This window comes from Amycolatopsis sp. NPDC028719, from assembly GCF_055565395.1.
The window spans coordinates 398,243-413,670 of record NZ_JBVHUL010000008.1; the positions used below are offsets into that span (position 1 = coordinate 398,243).

Sequence of the window (15,428 nt, forward strand, 5' to 3'; positions counted from 1 at the left end):
GTTGCCCGGTCCACCCGGGTGGAGCAGCGGGTGTTTGCGTACGGTGAGCGGTCACCCGAACACCCGCTGCGCCGATCAGTCGGTCTGCATCCGCCAGCGGATGCCGGCGTCGAGGAAACCGTCGATGTCGCCGTCGAGCACCGCGGTGGGGTTGCCGACCTCGTAATCGGTCCGCAGGTCCTTCACCATCTGGTACGGGTGCAGCACGTAGGAGCGCATCTGGTTGCCCCAGCTGGAGCCGCTGTCCTTGAGCGCGTCCATCTCCTTGCGCTCTTCCTCCTTCTTGCGCAGCATCAGCCGGGCCTGGAGGACCTTCAGGGCAGCGGCCTTGTTCTGCAGCTGCGACTTCTCGTTCTGGCAGGAAACGACGATGCCGGTCGGCAGGTGCGTGATGCGCACCGCCGAGTCGGTCGTGTTGACGCTCTGTCCACCCGGGCCGGACGACCGGTAGACGTCGACGCGGATGTCCTTCTCCGCGATGTCGACGTGGTCGACCTCTTCGACCTCGGGCAGCACCTCGACGTGCGCGAACGACGTCTGGCGGCGGCTCTGGTTGTCGAACGGCGAAATCCGGACGAGCCGGTGCGTGCCCTGTTCGACGGAGAGGGTGCCGTAGACGTAGGGGGCGGTGACCTTGAACGTCGCCGACTTGATGCCCGCCTCTTCGGCGTAGGAGATGTCGTAGACGTCGGTCGGGTAGCCGTGGCGTTCCGCCCACCGCAGGTACATGCGGAGCAGCATCTCGGCGAAGTCGGCCGCGTCGACGCCGCCGGCCTCGGAGCGGATGGTGACGACGGCGTTGCGGTCGTCGTACTCGCCCGAGAGCAGGGTGCGGACCTCGAGGCCGTCGATGGCCTTGCCGAGGTCGGCGAGCTCACTCTCGGCCTCACTCATGCTGCCGGCGTCACCCTCGGCCTCGGCGAGCTCGTACAGCACGCCGAGGTCGTCGAGCCGCTGGCGCAGCTCACTGACCCGGCGCAGCTCACCCTGCCGGTGGGACAGCTGGCTCGTCACCTTCTGCGCCGCCTCCGGGTCGTCCCAGAGGGTGGGGCTCGATGCCTGCTCTTCCAGGTCGGCCACCTGGGCGCGCAACGCGTCGAGGTCCATCACCGACTCGATCTGCGTCAGCTTGCCGGTCAGGTCCTTCAGTGCCGCGTCGAACTCATCACTCACGTTTGTCAAGGTTACGGCAAAACCCACGACCGGTTGCGAGGACCGGTCGTGGGCGCGCGAACCTCAGGCCGCGGGGATGGCGTCGAGCAGCTTCAGCGCGGCCTTGGCCTGAGCCTGGGCGAACTCGGCGACGGCCTTTTCGTAGGGCCCGTCGGCCGCCTTGGTGGCCGCCTTCGCGTCGTCGAGCTGCTGGCTGTAGCTCGTCCGGGCCGAGTCGAGCAGCACCTGGCGCTGCTTCGCGGTCAGCGACGCCGCGTGCACGAGCCGCAGGATGAGCGGGCTGCGCAGGTGGTCGGGACCGGCCTCGGACGTCAGCCAGGCCTTGAAGGCCTTCTTGCCGGCGGCGGTGATCAGGTACTGCTGGCTGGAGCGCGGGCCCTGCTTGCCGAGCCGGACGAGACCTTCTTTGGACAGCGCCGGGAGCTCCCGGTACACCTGGCTGCGGGTGACGCTGAAGAAGGCGCCGAATCGCTCACCCGCTCCCGCGACGAGCTGCCCGCCGGTGGCGGGACCGTCGTGGAGCAGACCGAGCAGGGCGGCGGCTGTTGCATTCAATTCGGACACGTCCCCTAGATTCCCACTTATCGGCCGCTGTGTCCACAGTGGTCAGCAGATCTGTCCATTGTGGCTAGACAGATCCCCTCGTTCGGCCCAATGCGACCAGGTCCACTGTGGACCCCGGACACGCTGCGCAACCACCGGGGCGGCACTTTGGTCCAACCAGCCGCACGAGAGCCGTCCCGGCGCCGCCAGGCAGGTGAGTCCGGCGGGCAGTTCTCCCCGCATGGCCGACTCCGGACACGCACCGCAATCGCCGGGAAACGGGGTTCACATCGTGGGATCCGCAGTGATTCGACGGTTTCACGGAAAAGTCGGCAGTGAAACTCGTGCGAACATGACAAAAGAGGCGCGTTCCCGAATTTTCCGGGAACGCGCCTCTTCGTGGTAGCGGGGACAGGATTTGAACCTGCGACCTCTGGGTTATGAGCCCAGCGAGCTACCGAGCTGCTCCACCCCGCGCCGTTGTGGTACTTGAATAGATTACACGGGGTGGCGACCGGCTTTTCACCGGGGTACCCGAACTCGCTGACCAGGCGTTACTCCACCCCGAGCCACTGTCGGGCTCCACTGAGGACCATCTGCGGGCCGTCCTCGAACCGGGAGCCGACGTCGGCGAGGAGGCCCCTCGGGTCCCCGACGTAGGTGCCGGCGAAGACCTTCCCGCCGTCGCGATAGGACGGCATCATCCGTCGCAAGGCCCGCCCGCCGTGCGCGACGGCCTCCCAGCGCTTGGCAATTTAACGATGCTAAGGAACGGGGGACGAGGTTGTCGTCGCGGGAGGGGGCGGGGCGGACCGGGCTGATGCCGGCGAGCGCGCTGGCTGACCGGCTTCGAGCAGGACACCGCCGGCGTGCCGGTCACGGCGGGCGACCCGCTGGGCGAGCCGAACCTGTACCGCCTCGGCTACGGCGACCGGCTGAACCGCCCGGCCCACCTCCGGCCGAGGTGCCGGAGGGAGAGGTCCGCGCGGCCGTGCGCGAACGGTTCGGCGAGGAGGCGGAGAGCGAAGAGATCCGCTGGATCCCGTATTTCCCGGACGACAGCCGCCCCGCGGCGAAGTACCGGGTGGGCCGGGGCCTCCTGGCGGGCATTCCGGAGGTCCAGCGCTCCCGCATTTCAAGCTGGGCAACGGCTTCGCCGGCGACTTGTTCCACAGTGGAAAGTTCGTCCTGCTGACGAAAGCCCCGGCCTTCCCACCCCACACAGAGGTAGTCGTAGCCAAGGTCCCCGAACTCCCCCTGGCCCGACCTGACGCGAGTCCGGGTCCGCCCCCGACGGCTACGTGGCAAGCACAACAGGCTCAACAGAAGGCTGGCTGACCCCCTAACGCAACCAAGCGCCAGGGGGGTCCAGGGGCGGCGAAGCCCCCTTGGCGGGGGTCTGGGGGTTCGACCCCCAGGGGGGAAATGCGAAGGAGGCGCGGCCGGCGATTTCCGCCGGCACACGCCTCCCACATCCGTAGCGGGGACAGGATTTGAACCTGCGACCTCTGGGTTATGAGCCCAGCGAGCTACCGAGCTGCTCCACCCCGCGTCGTAGTACCTACCTTACGCCACCCTTTCCAGGGGGTGCAAAGCAGGTACCCCGTAGGTACCTGACGTCACCCTCCCGGCTGCGAACTCGGCGGCGGAGTGCTGGTCCCGGGCGCCGCGGTCTTGGCCGCTTCGTACTCCTTGGCCGCGGCATCGAGCGCCGCCAGAGCCGCACCCTGGTCGGTGAAGTTGCCCGACTGCTGGGCGGCCCGGAGCTTGGCCAGAGCGGACTGGATGTCCGTGACGGCCTTGTCGAGCGCCGCGTTGCCGCCGCTGGTGTTGGGTGGCGTGGTCGTCGGCGTGGTGGGGGTGGTCGGTGTCGTCGGCGTCGTGGGCTGGCCCGCCTGGGGCGGCGTGGTCGTCGCCTCGCCCGTGCCGGCGCCGAAGATCTGGTCGAGGGCTTCCTGGAGCGTCGCGCCGTAGCCGACCTTCGGGCCGTACGAGACGAGCACCCGGGCCAGCTGTGGGTAGCTGTTCTGGTTGCGCTGCCGGATGTACACGGGCTCCACGTAGAGGAAGCCCTGGGCGACCGGCAGCGTGATCAGGTTGCCGTAGATCGGGATGACGTTGGGGTTGTTGAAGAGCGTCCGGTCCTGCGCCACCCGTGGATCGCTCTGGAACCGGTTCTGGACCTGGACCGGGCCGTCGACCTGCGTGGCGCCGGTGGCCGCGCTGGGTAGCTGGAGGACGCGGATCTTCCCGTAGTCGTTCGCGTCGGAGGAGACCGACATCCAGGACGCGAGGTACTGCCGCTGCAGACCGGTGAGCGAACTGGTCAGCTGGAACGTCGGTTTGCTCTGGCCCGGGGTGTCGGCGAGGACGTAGTAGCCGGGCTGGTTGGCGGCGCCGGCCGCGGCCGGGTTGGAGCCGCCTTCGGCCGTCGGGTCCTGCGGGACGCTCCAGAACGCCTGCTGCGAGTAGAACTCCTGCGGGTTGCTGACGTGGTAGCGCGACAGCAGCTCACGCTGGATCTTGAAGAGGTCCTCGGGGTAGCGGAAGTGGGCCCGCAGGTCCGGCGAGATCTCGGAGCTCGGCTTCACGAGCCCGGGGAACACCTTCTCCCACGCGTTGAGGACCGGTTCCTTGTCGTCGATCGAGTACAGGTTGACCGTGCCGTTGAAGGCGTCGACGGTGGCCTTGACCGAGTTGCGGATGTAGTTGATCGAGCTGTTCGCCTGGCGGGCGACGCCGTTGAGCGAGTCGTTGGTGGCCGCGCCGAGCTGCGTCTGCTGCGCGTACGGGAAGTTGTTGAGCGTCGTGTAGCCGTCGATGATCCACTGGATCTTGCCGTCGACGACCGCGGGGTACGGGTCGCCGTCGAGGGTCAGCCACGGCGCGACCTTGCTGACGCGCTCGCGCGGGTCGCGGTTGTACATGATCTTCGAGTTGTCCGCGATCGCGTCGGAGAACAGGATGTTCCGTTCGCCGTACTCGGCCGCGAAGGCGAGGCGGTTGAACCAGTTGTCGATCGAGACGCCGCCGGTGCCCTTGTAGGTGTAGCGGTCGGTGGCGGTGTCGTACTCGCCGGGCGCGTTGCCGGAGGTGCCGCCGACGATGGCGTAGTCGGAGTCCGCGGCCGACAGCTCGCCGTAGTAGATGCGGGGTTCCTTGACCTCGATGCCCGGCTGGCCGGGACCGGGCGAACCGGCGCCGCCGGGGTTCTGCGTGTCGCTGGTGGTGGCGATCGGGTAGCCGCCGTCGGAGTTGGCGTCCTTGACCGCGCGGTCGATCGTGTTCGCGGGCGCGGCCACGAAGCCGTTGCCGTGGGTGTAGACGAGGTGCTTGTTGATCCAGCTGGTCTGGTTGCCGGTGAGGCCCTCGGTCTTGATCTCCTTGGCGGCGACGATGTAGTCCTGCGTCACGCCGTTGACCGTGTAGCGGTCGACGTCGAGCTTGGCCGGGAAGCCGTAGAAGTTCTCCCGGCCGACCCGCTGGGTGAAGGTGTCGGAAAGGATGTTCGGGTCGAGCAGCCGGATGTTCGACATCGTCCCGGCGTCGGCCTTGAGCTGGTCCGGCGTGGCCGACGCGCTGCCCGTGTAGGGCTGGTACTGGACGTCGGTGAGGCCGAAGGCGCGGCGCGTGGCGTCCATGTTGCGCTGGATCGACGCCGCTTCCTTCTCGTTCGCGTTGGGCTTCACCGAGAACTGGTCGAGGATCGCCGGCCACGCGACGCCGACGAGGATGCTCGACAGGATCAGCAGCACCAGGGCGATCGCCGGCAGCTGCAGGTTGCGCAGGAAAGCACCGGCGAAGAAGGCGATCGCGCAGATCACCGAGATGCACAGCAGGATCAGCTTCGCCGGCAGCACCGCGTTCAGGTCGGTGTAGGTGGCGCCGATGAACAGTGGCGCGCCGCGGTCGGACAGCAGCAGGTTGTACCGGTCGAAGAAGTACTCGGCCGCCTTCAGCAGCACGAAGAGGCCGACAGTGATGGCGAGCTGCGCGCGGGTCGGGCCGGCGAGCTGGCCGCCCTTGCCGGCCAGCCGGATGCCGCCGAAGACGTAGTGCGAGATGAGCGCGCCGAAGAAGGAGATGACGACGGCGATGAACAGCCAGCCGAGCAGCCAGTTGTAGAAGGGCAGGTCGAAGGCGTAGAAGCCGACGTCGTTGCCGAACTCGGGATCGGTCTGGCCGAACGAGGTGCCGTTGAGGAACAGCTGCACGACCTGCCAGTCGCTCTGGGCGGACAGGCCGGCGATGAGGCCGGTGAGCACCGGGATCCCGATGCCGAAGAGGCGGATGCGCGCGACGATCGCGGACCGGTAGCGGGCCAGCGGGTCGTCGGCGCCGGAGATCGGCACGAACACCGGGCGGGTCCGGTAGGCGATCATCAGGCTGATCGCGAGCGCGCCGCCGACGAGCAGCCCGACCGCGAAGAACAAGATGACGCGGGTGACCACCTGGGTCGTGAACACCGAACGCGCGCCGACCTCTCCGAACCACAGCCAGTCGACGTACGTGTCGAGCAAGCGGGCCCCGAGCAGCAGCGCCAGCACGATCACCGCGGCGATGATGAGGAGGATCCGGCTCCGCCGGGACAGCTTCGGCAGGCTCACCGGGGGCCGAGTCGCCACGGTGCACGCTCCTGTCATTCGTCAGCACTTGAACAGGGGCGCACGCGCCCCCTGATTCCCTAACTCTACGGATGCCCGGGGAAGTTCCCGGGACCCGCCCAAACCGGACTCGCGGCGTCGTCGCGAGGACCGGCCTGACACCATGTGCGCATGGAACCGCAGCAGGCCGGGGTGGCCGCTCTCGCTCGCGAGGTCGAGGAGTTCATGGCCGCGGGCGGCTGGGACCAGCCGCCGCAGCTGTTCGCGCTGGTGCCGACGGCGGCGCTGCTGGACGAGCAGCCGGAGCTGGCCGGCCAGCTCGACCGGGCGAACCCGCTGACGCCGGTGGCGCAGGAAGCACTGCCCGAGGGCGACCTCGCCGACGCGCTGGCCCGGATCGCGTGGCCCGATCTGGTGATCGGGTGCGCGCTCGCCCAGGAGATCATCGTGCTGCCGCCGGGCGCGGAGTCGGAGCTGCCGGACGTCGCGGAGGCCGACGCGGACAGCCTGCGCCGCGCGGCCGCCGACCACCCGCGGCGGACGGAGGCCCGCCTGGTGGCCGCGATCCTGCGTGACGGCGAAGGCGCGTGCGTCATGCGGCTGCGCGGGATCGGCGGCGAGGAGGCGATCGACGAGATCGTCGAGAGTCCTGACCTCGCCCCGAACCTCCTCGAGGCCCTCAAGGCGACGCTCCTCCCCTAGCAGGACGCCGTCGGGCGGCCCGCCTTCAGGTTCGCCAGCTGCGCGAGCGCGTCGTCCAGTGTGGACACCTTGATGAGGTTGAGCCCGTCCGGCGCGGTGGTCTTGGCCTCGGCGCAGTTGTGCTCGGGCACCAGGAAGTCGGTGGCGCCGGCCTCGCGCGCGCCGACGACCTTGAACGAGATCCCGCCGATCGGGTCGACCTCGCCGGTCTCGGTGATCTCGCCGGTGCCGGCGATGTGCCGCCCGCCCGCGATGTCGTCGCCCTTGAGCCGGTCGATGATGGCGAGGGTGAACATCAGCCCGGCCGACGGCCCGCCGACGTCCTGCAGGGAGATGTTGACGTTGAAGGGCACCTCGGCGCGGTCGGCCGCGGTGAGGCCGATGAAGCCCTCCTTGCGGTCGGGGCGCGAAGCGAGGGTGAGCGGCACGGTGCGCTCCGGCTGCCCGTCCGACTGGAAGGTGATCTGCACGGTCTGGCCGGGCAGGGTGCCGGCCAGCGCGGCCCGGACGTCCGCGGCCTCGACGATCTTCTTGCCGTTCACCGTGATCAGCTTGTCGCCGGGGGCGAGCACGTGGTCGGCCGGGCTGCCGGAGACGATCTGCTTCGCCAGCACCTTGATCGGGTAGCCGAGCTTGCGCAGGGCGGCGACCTGGGCGTTCGACTGCGAGTCCTGCAGCTGCTGGATGTTCTCCTGCTTGACCTGTTCGTTCGTCTCGCCCGGCTTGAAGTACTCCTCGCGCGGCGCGAGCGCGTAGCGGCCGCTGGCCCAGAAGCCGAGACCCTGGAAGAGCGTGACGCCGTCGTGCAGCGAGACGGTCGTCATCCGCAGCTCGCCGGTCGTCGGGTGGGTCTCGTGCCCGGTGACCTGGATGACCGGATTGCCTGCGGCGTCACGACCCAGCGTGTCGTAGGTCGGGCCCGGGCTGATCGCCACGAACGGCACCGGCACGACCAGACCCAGCACCACGAAGACGAGGAACAGCGAGCCGCTGACCACGAGCGTCCAGCCTCGGCGGGTCATCCGCCGGGGGTCACCGCCGGCCTCGGCACCGGGGTCCGGGCTGCTCTTCGCGGGCACGGTCTGCTCGGAGGACTTGGTCACGACCGACAGCGTACGGTGACCGTGTTCGCTTCTCGGTGAAGGCCACGCACATGGCGCGCTCGAGGCTTCCCGACCCGCGTACGGTGGACGCATGAGCAAACCCCCGTTCGGCTTCGGACCTTCCGATCCCGACAAACGAGGTGAGAACGACCCCTCGGAAGGCGGACAGCAGTCCGGCGCCGAGGCCTTCAACCAGCTCGGGCAGATGCTGAGCCAGCTGGGCCAGATGCTCAGCCAGGCCGGCACTTCCACCGGGCCGGTGAACTACGACCTCGCCAAGCAGATCGCCCTGCAGACCCTGGGCAGCGCCGGCAACACCGGCGAGAGCCGCCTCGGCTTCTCCGGCGGAGACGACTCGAACGCCGCCGTCCGCGACGCCGCCCACCTCGCCGAGCTGTGGCTGGACGCGGCCACCCAGTTCCCGGCCGGCGCGACGTCGGCGGTCGCCTGGTCGCCGCGTACCTGGGTCGAGAAGACGCTGCCGACGTGGCAGCGGCTGTGCGACCCGGTCGCCCGCCAGGTGTCGGGCGCGTGGATGGAAGCGCTGCCCGCCGAGGCCAAGGAAGCCGCCGGCCCGCTGCTGCAGATGATGGGGCAGATGGGCGGGATGGCCTTCGGGTCCCAGCTCGGCCAGGCGCTCGCACAGCTGGCGTCGGAGATGCTGACGGCGTCGGAGATCGGCCTGCCGCTGGCCCCGGCCGGGACGTCCGCGCTGCTGCCGGCGAACATCGAGAAGTTCGCCGAGGGCCTGGAGCTGCCGAACAGCGAGATCCTGGTGTTCCTCGCCGCGCGCGAGGCCGCGCACCAGCGGTTGTTCACGCACGTGCCGTGGCTGCGCCAGCGCCTGCTGGCGACGGTCGAGGAGTTCGCGCACGGCATCTCCGTGGACACGTCGGCCCTCGAGTCGCTGGCCGGCCGGATCGACCCGGCCAACCCGGCGAGCATCGAGGAAGCGATGTCGTCCGGGCTGCTGGAGCCGCAGACGACGGAGGAGCAGAAGGCCGCGCTGAGGCGCCTCGAGACGCTGCTCGCCCTGGTGGAGGGCTGGGTGGACGTGGTGGTGGCCGACGCGGTCGGCGACCGGCTGCCGGGAGCGGGCGCCCTGCGCGAGACCCTCCGCCGCCGCCGCGCGACGGGCGGCCCGGCGGAGCAGACGTTCGCCACGCTGGTCGGCCTGGAGCTGCGCCCCCGCCGCATGAGGGACGCGTCGAACCTGTGGAAGCTGGTGGGCGACCGGCACGGACTGGAGAAGCGCGACGGCCTGTGGTCCCACCCGGACCTGATGCCGACGGCGGAGGACCTGGACGAGCCGATCGACTTCGCGGACCGCGTCGGCGAAGCGGGTTCACTGGACGACCTGGACCCGATCGCGGAGCTGGAGCGCACGGAACGCTCGGAGCGCGAAGGCCGGGAGTCCGCAGGTGACGACACCGAGGACGGCGACAGCAAGAGCTGAGCTGGTCCCCGGAACCGGGCGCCTCGCGATCCGCGAGGCGCCCGTTTTCGTCTACCCCCGTGTCGACCCTCCAATCACGCGAGTCGACCCTCCAATCACGCGTGTCGACTCCCCAATCACACGAACCGACTGTCCAGGCACGCGGGCCGACCTCTCCGGATGCGTGGCCGGCCGCCGAGCCGGGTGCGATTCCAGCGCCCGGCCATCACCGCACCGGCGCGACCGGGATGACCCACCACCGCAGGTCACCCCGGTCGCCGTCATCCGCTCACTCCTCGATGTCGATCCCCCACCCGGCGGCGGCCGCCAGCCCCTCGAGGTATCCCATCGCCCGCTCGGTCTTCGGGTACCGCCGCACCAAGGCCCAGAACGCCGCGTCGTGCCCGGGCTCGCGCAGGTGCGCCAGCTCGTGCACCAGCACGTAGTCCAGGACCCACGGCGGGACCTTCCGCAGCCGGTCGCTGACGCGGATGGTCGCGTCGACCGGGGTGCAGGACGCCCACCGCGTGCGCATCGGCGGCACCCAGCGGACGCTCGCCGGCATCGCGGTGCCGTCCAGGTACTTGCCCGACAGCAGCGCGCAGCGCGCCAGCAGGGCTTCGTCCGACGTCTTCGGGGGCGCCGGCCGACGTGGCTCCGGGCGCAGGAGCTTGCGCTCCATCTCGGCGACCCAGTGTTTCTCCTCCGCCCTGGTCATCCGCGCGGGGATGAGCACGACCAGCGTGTCGTCCTTCCAGTACGCGGTGACCGTCCGGTGCCGGCGCTGGCTGCGCCGCACTTCGACCCTGTGTCCGGGTGTGTCCGACGGGGGGTTCGTTTCCCCCCGGCCTCTCAGTGAAGGCATCTGTGCTTCGACCACCCGACAACGGTAAGGCCAGGCACCGACAACTCCGAGCGCGTTGAGGTCACAGAGCCGAGTTGTCCACAGGCCCTTTCACTTGTGGACAACTCGGCCGATCCGGCGTCTTCAGGGGCTTGATCGTCGCCGCCGGGTGCCATCCTGCGGACATGATCCTCTCGACCGCGGACATGCCTCCGGTGCTCCTGCCGGCCCATCCCGCCCTGCTCCCGGGCATCATGGTGCTCGAACGCGGCCCGCGCGAGATCCAGCTCGGGCTCGACCCGCGCCACGGCGTGATCGTCGAAGGCCTGCCGCCACGCCTCGTCGCGCGGCTGCGGAAACTCGACGGCAGCAAGCCCGTCGAAGGGCTCTTGCTCGCCGAGAGCGAACACCGCGATCAGCTGCGCACGCTGCTGCGGCAGCTGGCCGCGCTCGGCCTGGTCACCGACGCGGGGCGCCCGGAGGGCCCGGGTCTGCGCGGCGAAACCGGCCTCTGGTCGCTGCGGGCGCGCCACCACCAGGCCGCGCTGAGCGACCGGCGGCGCGCCACCGCGATCACCGTGCACGGCAACGGCCGGGTGGCGGTCGCGGTCGCCGTGCTGCTGGCCAACGCCGGGATCGGGCACGTCGAGCCGCAGCTGCCCGGCACGGTGACCGAGCACGACCTGGGCACCGGCTTCACCGAAGCCGACCTGGGCCGCTCCCGGCGACAGGCCCTCGGTGACCTGCTCCGCCGCGTCGATCCCGGCGTCCGCGTCACCCGCCTGCACGACCGGTACCCGGAGCTGACGCTGCTCACCGACGCCATCGTCCCGGCGCCGGAGGTCGTCGCCGAGCTGATGGAGGACGGCGTCCCGCACATGGCCGTCCGCGTCCGCGACGGCACGGGCATCGTCGGGCCGCTGGTCGTCCCGGGCCGCAGTTCGTGCCTGCGCTGCGCCGACCTGCACCGGACCGACCTCGACCCGTGCTGGCCGCGCGTCGCCGGGCAGCTGACCGGCCGGCACCAGCGGCCCGACCTCGGGGCGGTCCACGCCTGTGCTTCGCTGGCCGTCGCGCAGGCCATGCGGCTGCTCTCCCCCGCCGAACCGGCGCCGCCGGCGTGGAACGCGACCCTCGAGATCGACGCCTTCGACGGCCGCATCCGCCACCGCGGCTGGCCACCGCACCCGCGGTGCGGGTGCGGTGCCCCGGAGGTGCACCAGGAGACGTAGGCCACTAAGACGTCGCGAGCAGGCTGCGCGCCGCCGAGGTCGCAAGGCAGAATCGCGAGGGTGACCGACTACCGCGACCCAGGCGATCGTGACCCCGCGATGCCGCGCAAGGGTGCCGCCCGTACCGCCAAGCTCGCCAGTCTGCCGCTCGGGATCGCCGGGCGGGCGGTCGGCGGGTGGGGCAAGCGGCTGGCGGGACAAAGCGCGGAGCAGGTCAACGCCACGCTCTCGGCGAAGGCCGCCGAGCAGCTGTTCGAGGTGCTCGGCACGCTCAAGGGCGGGGCGATGAAGTTCGGCCAGGCGCTGAGCGTGTTCGAGGCGGCGGTGCCGGACGACATGGCGAAGCCGTACCGCGAGGCGCTGACGAAGCTGCAGGCCGCGGCGCCGCCGATGGCCGCCCGGCAGACCCACCGCGTGCTCGCCGAGCAGCTCGGCCGCACCTGGAGCAGCCGGTTCGCCTCGTTCGACGACGAGCCGGCGGCGGCCGCGAGCATCGGCCAGGTCCACCGCGCGGTCTGGCACGACGGCCGCGAGGTGGCGGTCAAGGTGCAGTACCCGGGCGCCGACGAGGCGTTGCGCAGCGACCTGCGCCAGCTGCAGCGGTTCAGCCGGCTGTTCCAGGCGTTCGTGCCCGGCACGGAGGTCAAGCCGCTGCTGGCCGAGCTCGCCGAGCGCATGAACGAGGAGCTCGACTACCAGGCCGAGGCCCAGCACCAGCGCGCGTTCGCGAAGGCGTTCGAGGGCGACCCCGGCATCCTGGTGCCGCGCGTGGTGGCCAGTGCGCCCAAGGTCGTCGTGACGGAGTGGGTGACCGGCACACCGCTGTCGAAGGTCATCGCGGACGGCGACCGCGAGACCCGGAACCTGGCGGGCCGGCTGCTGGCGGAGTTCCACTACTCGTCCCCCGAGCGCGTCCACCTGCTGCACTCGGACCCGCACCCGGGCAACTTCATGATCACCGGCGACGACCGGCTGTGCGTCATCGACTTCGGCGGCGTGGCGCGGCTGCCCGACGGCATCCCCCGCCACCTGGGCGAGATGACGCGGCTGGCCTTGGACGGCGAGTCCGCCGAGCTCATGCGCGTGCTGCGGGAGAACCGGTTCATCCGGCCGGACAGCGACCTGACCGCGGACGAGGTGCTCACGTACCTGGCGCCGTTCACCGAGCCGCTGGCCGAGCCGACCTTCCACTTCACGCGCAAGTGGATGCAGAAGCAGGCGGGGCGGGTCGGCGACAGCCGCGGCAACGACTTCCGGGTGGGGCGGTCGCTCAACCTGCCGCCCGAGTACCTGATGATCCACCGGGTGACGGCCGGGTCGACGGGCATCCTCTGCCAGCTCGACGCGGAGATCCCGGCGCGCGGCATCGTGGAGCGCTGGCAGCCCGGTTTCGCCGCCTGAGTTGTCCACAGGCCGGTCCGCGAACGGACGGTTTCCGGCGAGTTGTCCACAGCTGCGGGAAACGGGGTTCCACCCGGTTGGCGGAGCCGTCATGCTCGGTTCATGACTGCTACTCAATGCACCGACCCGCTTTCCCTCCGTAACCCCGGCTCGTGCGAGGTGATGAACCTCGAACAGCTACGCAGGGCCGGGGTATCCGACCGAAGAACCCGGCGGCTCTGCGGGCCCGGAGGGCCGTGGCGCCGCCTGCACCCCGGTGTCGTCCTGCTGCGCAACAACGCCCCGACGCGGCAGCAGCTGCTGCACGCCGCCTTGGCGCGCTACGGGCCGCGGGTGGTGATCACGGGCGCCGACGCGCTGCAGGCCCACGGCCTGAAGTGCCCGGCGGACGACGAGGTCCGGCTGCTGGTGCCGGACCACTGCCGGGTGGCGGCGTGCGACGGGGTGAGCGCGGCGCGCACGGCCCGGATGCCGGCGCCGGTGGTGGTCGACGGGCTGCCGTTCGCACCGCCGTCCCGGGCGGCGCTCGACCTGGCGCGGTCCGAGCCCGACCCGGCGCGGATCCGCCACCTGCTGACGCTCCCGCTCTACTGGGGCCTGTGCGACCGGCAGGAGCTGCTGACGGAGCTGGCCGAAGGACCGCAGCGCGGCACGGCGGCGGTCCGGAAGGTGCTCCGCGAGCTGGACGAGGGTCCGATCCAGGCCCACGGCCTGGCCGCACAGGTTCTGGACACGGCGCGCCTCCCACCGCCGATCTGGGACGTGACGATCTGCGACCGCCGAGGCCGCCGCATCGGCGAGGCGGACGCGTGGTGGGACGAGATCGGCCTGGCCTGGCAGTACCGCTGCGGCCCCGGCACGGGCGGCTTCTCCCACCTGGCCCTGGCGGCGACGGGGATCGTCCTGGTCCGCTGCACGGTCCGCCAGCTGCGCCAGGTGCCGCGCGAGGTGGCGCGGGAGCTGGCCCAAGCATTCGGCGAGGCATCCCGCACACCGCGCCCGAAGGTCCGCGCGGTCCCGACAACCCCGACCGGCGACGCGGCATGACCCGCACAGCCGACATCGGCGGCACCGGCCACGCCGCTCCCCACAACGCACCCGGTGGACACGAACCACATATCGCCGCTCAACCCGCCTGGGTCGCACCCACCTCACGCGACCCGACCGGAGGGCGCGGGTCATCCCACGGCACCCGGGCTCCCGCGCCGGTGCGCCGTTCCGCCACCAGGCCGTGCGCCCGCCTCCGTGCGCGGCACCTCACGCCATCCGGCGCAGGCGCACACCCTTCAGGAGCGCGGGTCGATCACCAGTACTCGTCGGGCAGCTTGCCCTCGATGTCGCGCACGTGCTGGCGCGCGCAGGCCGGGCACAGCCACCGCAGCCCGCCGCGCTCGCGGCTGGATACCCAGGCGAGCGCCGTAGCCGGGTCCTCGTCGGCGCCGCGGGTGCGCCCGCACCTCGTGCACGCGACCGGCTCCAGCGCGCTCACCGCAACCGTCCACAGTGGATCGCCTTGGCGCCGAACAGGAACAGGTCGTCCCGGCGGGCGAGGAAGTGTGGGCCGCCAGGATCGGTCAGCGCGGCGACGGTGGCGCGATCGTCGGCATCGAGCCGGTCCCCGGCCGACTCGGCGAGCCACCCGACCCGCTGCACGACGTACGCACGCAGCAGGTCCGAACCCGGCATGGGGTGATCGATGAGTGCACCGAACGACTCGACGTCCTCGAGCCCGGCCTCGCGAAGGGCACGCGGCCAGCCGTAGGGCATGGCGACGCTGCCCGGAAGGGCGGCCCGCATCCCGGCGAACCACTCGGCCCGCGCGGCGAGCAGCCGGTTCTCCAGCCCGGGCCGGCCCACCCCGACATCCCAAGGGAGGCACCGCATTTCGAGACCACCCTCGCCGATCGCGAGCACTCCGCCGGGCCGCAGCAGCCGGGCGAGCGCGCACAAGGCGGCCTGCTGGTCGCCGACGTGGTGCACGACGCCCGACGCCCACACGAGGTCGGCGGCGGGCACCCGCTCGGCCACCCGCGGGTCGGCGAGATCGTCGTGCACGCCGACGACCTCGACGTCCCCGCCGGCGGCCTCGGTCACGGCGCGCCGCGCTTCGGACAGCAGTTCGGGTGTGGCGTCGAGGAGCACGACGGTGCCGCCGTCGCCGCGGGCGAGCTCACGCGCGAAGAGCACGCTCATCCCGCCGGCTCCGCACCCGACGTCGAGCACGGTCGGCCGCCCGGGCACGCGCCCGAGCAACCGCCGCGCGACGGGCGCGAGCGCACCGGCATCGAGCGTGTCGGCCATGCGCAGCTGAGCGAGCCGGTCCGCCCAGTCGATGTCGTCGTGGCTGTGTGCGGACATCACCCCATTCAACACCAGCGAGCGCGACCGGAC

14 protein-coding genes and 2 tRNA genes are annotated in these 15,428 nt (G+C 71.1%); 6 read left to right on the forward strand and 10 right to left on the reverse strand.

The window, feature by feature from the left end:
• Window positions 1-75 precede the first annotated feature (75 nt).
• From prfB to ACZ4TR_RS34560, 4 genes are all read right to left on the reverse strand, one after another.
• The gene (gene prfB / locus ACZ4TR_RS34545; RefSeq protein ID WP_465291965.1) at window positions 76-1,173 is read right to left on the reverse strand and encodes a peptide chain release factor 2; all 1,098 of its coding nucleotides are present in this window, start codon (window positions 1,171-1,173) and stop codon (window positions 76-78) included.
• A 63-nt stretch (window positions 1,174-1,236) separates the two neighbouring features.
• Window positions 1,237-1,737, reverse strand: coding sequence for a PadR family transcriptional regulator (locus tag ACZ4TR_RS34550; RefSeq protein WP_155544585.1), 501 nt, complete (start codon window positions 1,735-1,737; stop codon window positions 1,237-1,239).
• Between the two features lie 379 nt (window positions 1,738-2,116).
• Window positions 2,117-2,193: transfer RNA gene (locus ACZ4TR_RS34555), tRNA-Met, on the reverse strand.
• 77 nt (window positions 2,194-2,270) lie between these two features.
• Window positions 2,271-2,420 carry a hypothetical protein gene (locus tag ACZ4TR_RS34560; RefSeq protein WP_465291967.1) on the reverse strand — a complete coding sequence of 50 codons (150 nt, stop codon included), beginning with the start codon at window positions 2,418-2,420 and terminating at the stop codon, window positions 2,271-2,273.
• Between the two features lie 287 nt (window positions 2,421-2,707).
• On the opposite strand from ACZ4TR_RS34560, the gene ACZ4TR_RS34565 reads away from it, so the two are divergent.
• Window positions 2,708-2,911, forward strand: a complete 204-nt coding sequence (locus tag ACZ4TR_RS34565) for a hypothetical protein (protein ID WP_465291969.1) — start codon at window positions 2,708-2,710, stop codon at window positions 2,909-2,911.
• A gap of 283 nt (window positions 2,912-3,194) precedes the next feature.
• Here ACZ4TR_RS34565 and ACZ4TR_RS34570 read toward each other — a convergent pair.
• Both ACZ4TR_RS34570 and ACZ4TR_RS34575 read right to left on the reverse strand, forming a co-directional pair.
• Window positions 3,195-3,268 (reverse strand) — tRNA-Met (locus ACZ4TR_RS34570).
• Window positions 3,269-3,335: 67 nt separating this feature from the next.
• Window positions 3,336-6,341, reverse strand: a complete 3,006-nt coding sequence (locus ACZ4TR_RS34575; protein ID WP_465291970.1) for a UPF0182 family protein — start codon at window positions 6,339-6,341, stop codon at window positions 3,336-3,338.
• Window positions 6,342-6,491: 150 nt separating this feature from the next.
• On the opposite strand from ACZ4TR_RS34575, the gene ACZ4TR_RS34580 reads away from it, so the two are divergent.
• Window positions 6,492-7,022 (forward strand): PPA1309 family protein, encoded by a 531-nt coding sequence (locus tag ACZ4TR_RS34580; RefSeq protein WP_465291972.1) that lies wholly within the window; start codon window positions 6,492-6,494, stop codon window positions 7,020-7,022.
• Here the strand turns inward: ACZ4TR_RS34580 and ACZ4TR_RS34585 are convergent.
• Window positions 7,019-8,125, reverse strand: a complete 1,107-nt coding sequence (locus ACZ4TR_RS34585) for a YlbL family protein (RefSeq protein WP_465291973.1) — start codon at window positions 8,123-8,125, stop codon at window positions 7,019-7,021. The two genes, ACZ4TR_RS34580 and ACZ4TR_RS34585, sit on opposite strands and share 4 nt — an antisense overlap.
• 91 nt (window positions 8,126-8,216) lie before the next feature.
• Between ACZ4TR_RS34585 and ACZ4TR_RS34590 the strand changes: the two genes are divergently transcribed.
• Window positions 8,217-9,581: a zinc-dependent metalloprotease gene (locus ACZ4TR_RS34590; RefSeq protein WP_465291975.1), complete on the forward strand. Its 1,365-nt coding sequence runs from the start codon at window positions 8,217-8,219 to the stop codon at window positions 9,579-9,581.
• A 268-nt stretch (window positions 9,582-9,849) separates the two neighbouring features.
• Here ACZ4TR_RS34590 and ACZ4TR_RS34595 read toward each other — a convergent pair whose 3' ends face one another.
• Window positions 9,850-10,359, reverse strand: a complete 510-nt coding sequence (locus ACZ4TR_RS34595; protein ID WP_364520747.1) for a M48 metallopeptidase family protein — start codon at window positions 10,357-10,359, stop codon at window positions 9,850-9,852.
• Window positions 10,360-10,589: 230 nt separating this feature from the next.
• Between ACZ4TR_RS34595 and ACZ4TR_RS34600 the strand changes: the two genes are divergently transcribed.
• From ACZ4TR_RS34600 to ACZ4TR_RS34610, 3 genes are all read left to right on the forward strand, one after another.
• Window positions 10,590-11,636 carry a hypothetical protein gene (locus tag ACZ4TR_RS34600; protein ID WP_465291977.1) on the forward strand — a complete coding sequence of 349 codons (1,047 nt, stop codon included), beginning with the start codon at window positions 10,590-10,592 and terminating at the stop codon, window positions 11,634-11,636.
• Window positions 11,637-11,696: 60 nt separating this feature from the next.
• The gene (locus tag ACZ4TR_RS34605; RefSeq protein WP_465291978.1) at window positions 11,697-13,037 is read left to right on the forward strand and encodes an ABC1 kinase family protein; all 1,341 of its coding nucleotides are present in this window, start codon (window positions 11,697-11,699) and stop codon (window positions 13,035-13,037) included.
• A 162-nt stretch (window positions 13,038-13,199) separates the two neighbouring features.
• Window positions 13,200-14,084, forward strand: a complete 885-nt coding sequence (locus ACZ4TR_RS34610) for a hypothetical protein (protein WP_465292018.1) — start codon at window positions 13,200-13,202, stop codon at window positions 14,082-14,084.
• A gap of 256 nt (window positions 14,085-14,340) precedes the next feature.
• On the opposite strand, the gene ACZ4TR_RS34615 is transcribed toward ACZ4TR_RS34610, so the two are convergent.
• Both ACZ4TR_RS34615 and ACZ4TR_RS34620 read right to left on the reverse strand, forming a co-directional pair.
• Window positions 14,341-14,526, reverse strand: a complete 186-nt coding sequence (locus ACZ4TR_RS34615) for a hypothetical protein (protein WP_465291980.1) — start codon at window positions 14,524-14,526, stop codon at window positions 14,341-14,343.
• The gene (locus tag ACZ4TR_RS34620; RefSeq protein WP_465291982.1) at window positions 14,523-15,395 is read right to left on the reverse strand and encodes a class I SAM-dependent methyltransferase; all 873 of its coding nucleotides are present in this window, start codon (window positions 15,393-15,395) and stop codon (window positions 14,523-14,525) included. Before ACZ4TR_RS34620 ends, ACZ4TR_RS34615 begins: the two co-directional genes overlap by 4 nt.
• Window positions 15,396-15,428 lie beyond the last annotated feature (33 nt).

Coding starts and splice junctions, on each gene's coding strand:
- ACZ4TR_RS34560 (WP_465291967.1), bottom strand. CDS start 2,420: ATGATGCCGTCCTATCGCGACGGCGGGAAGGTCTTCGCCGGCACCTAC.
- ACZ4TR_RS34580 (WP_465291972.1), top strand. CDS start 6,492: ATGGAACCGCAGCAGGCCGGGGTGGCCGCTCTCGCTCGCGAGGTCGAG.
- ACZ4TR_RS34590 (WP_465291975.1), top strand. CDS start 8,217: ATGAGCAAACCCCCGTTCGGCTTCGGACCTTCCGATCCCGACAAACGA.
- ACZ4TR_RS34600 (WP_465291977.1), top strand. CDS start 10,590: ATGATCCTCTCGACCGCGGACATGCCTCCGGTGCTCCTGCCGGCCCAT.
- ACZ4TR_RS34610 (WP_465292018.1), top strand. CDS start 13,200: ATGAACCTCGAACAGCTACGCAGGGCCGGGGTATCCGACCGAAGAACC.
- ACZ4TR_RS34620 (WP_465291982.1), bottom strand. CDS start 15,395: ATGTCCGCACACAGCCACGACGACATCGACTGGGCGGACCGGCTCGCT.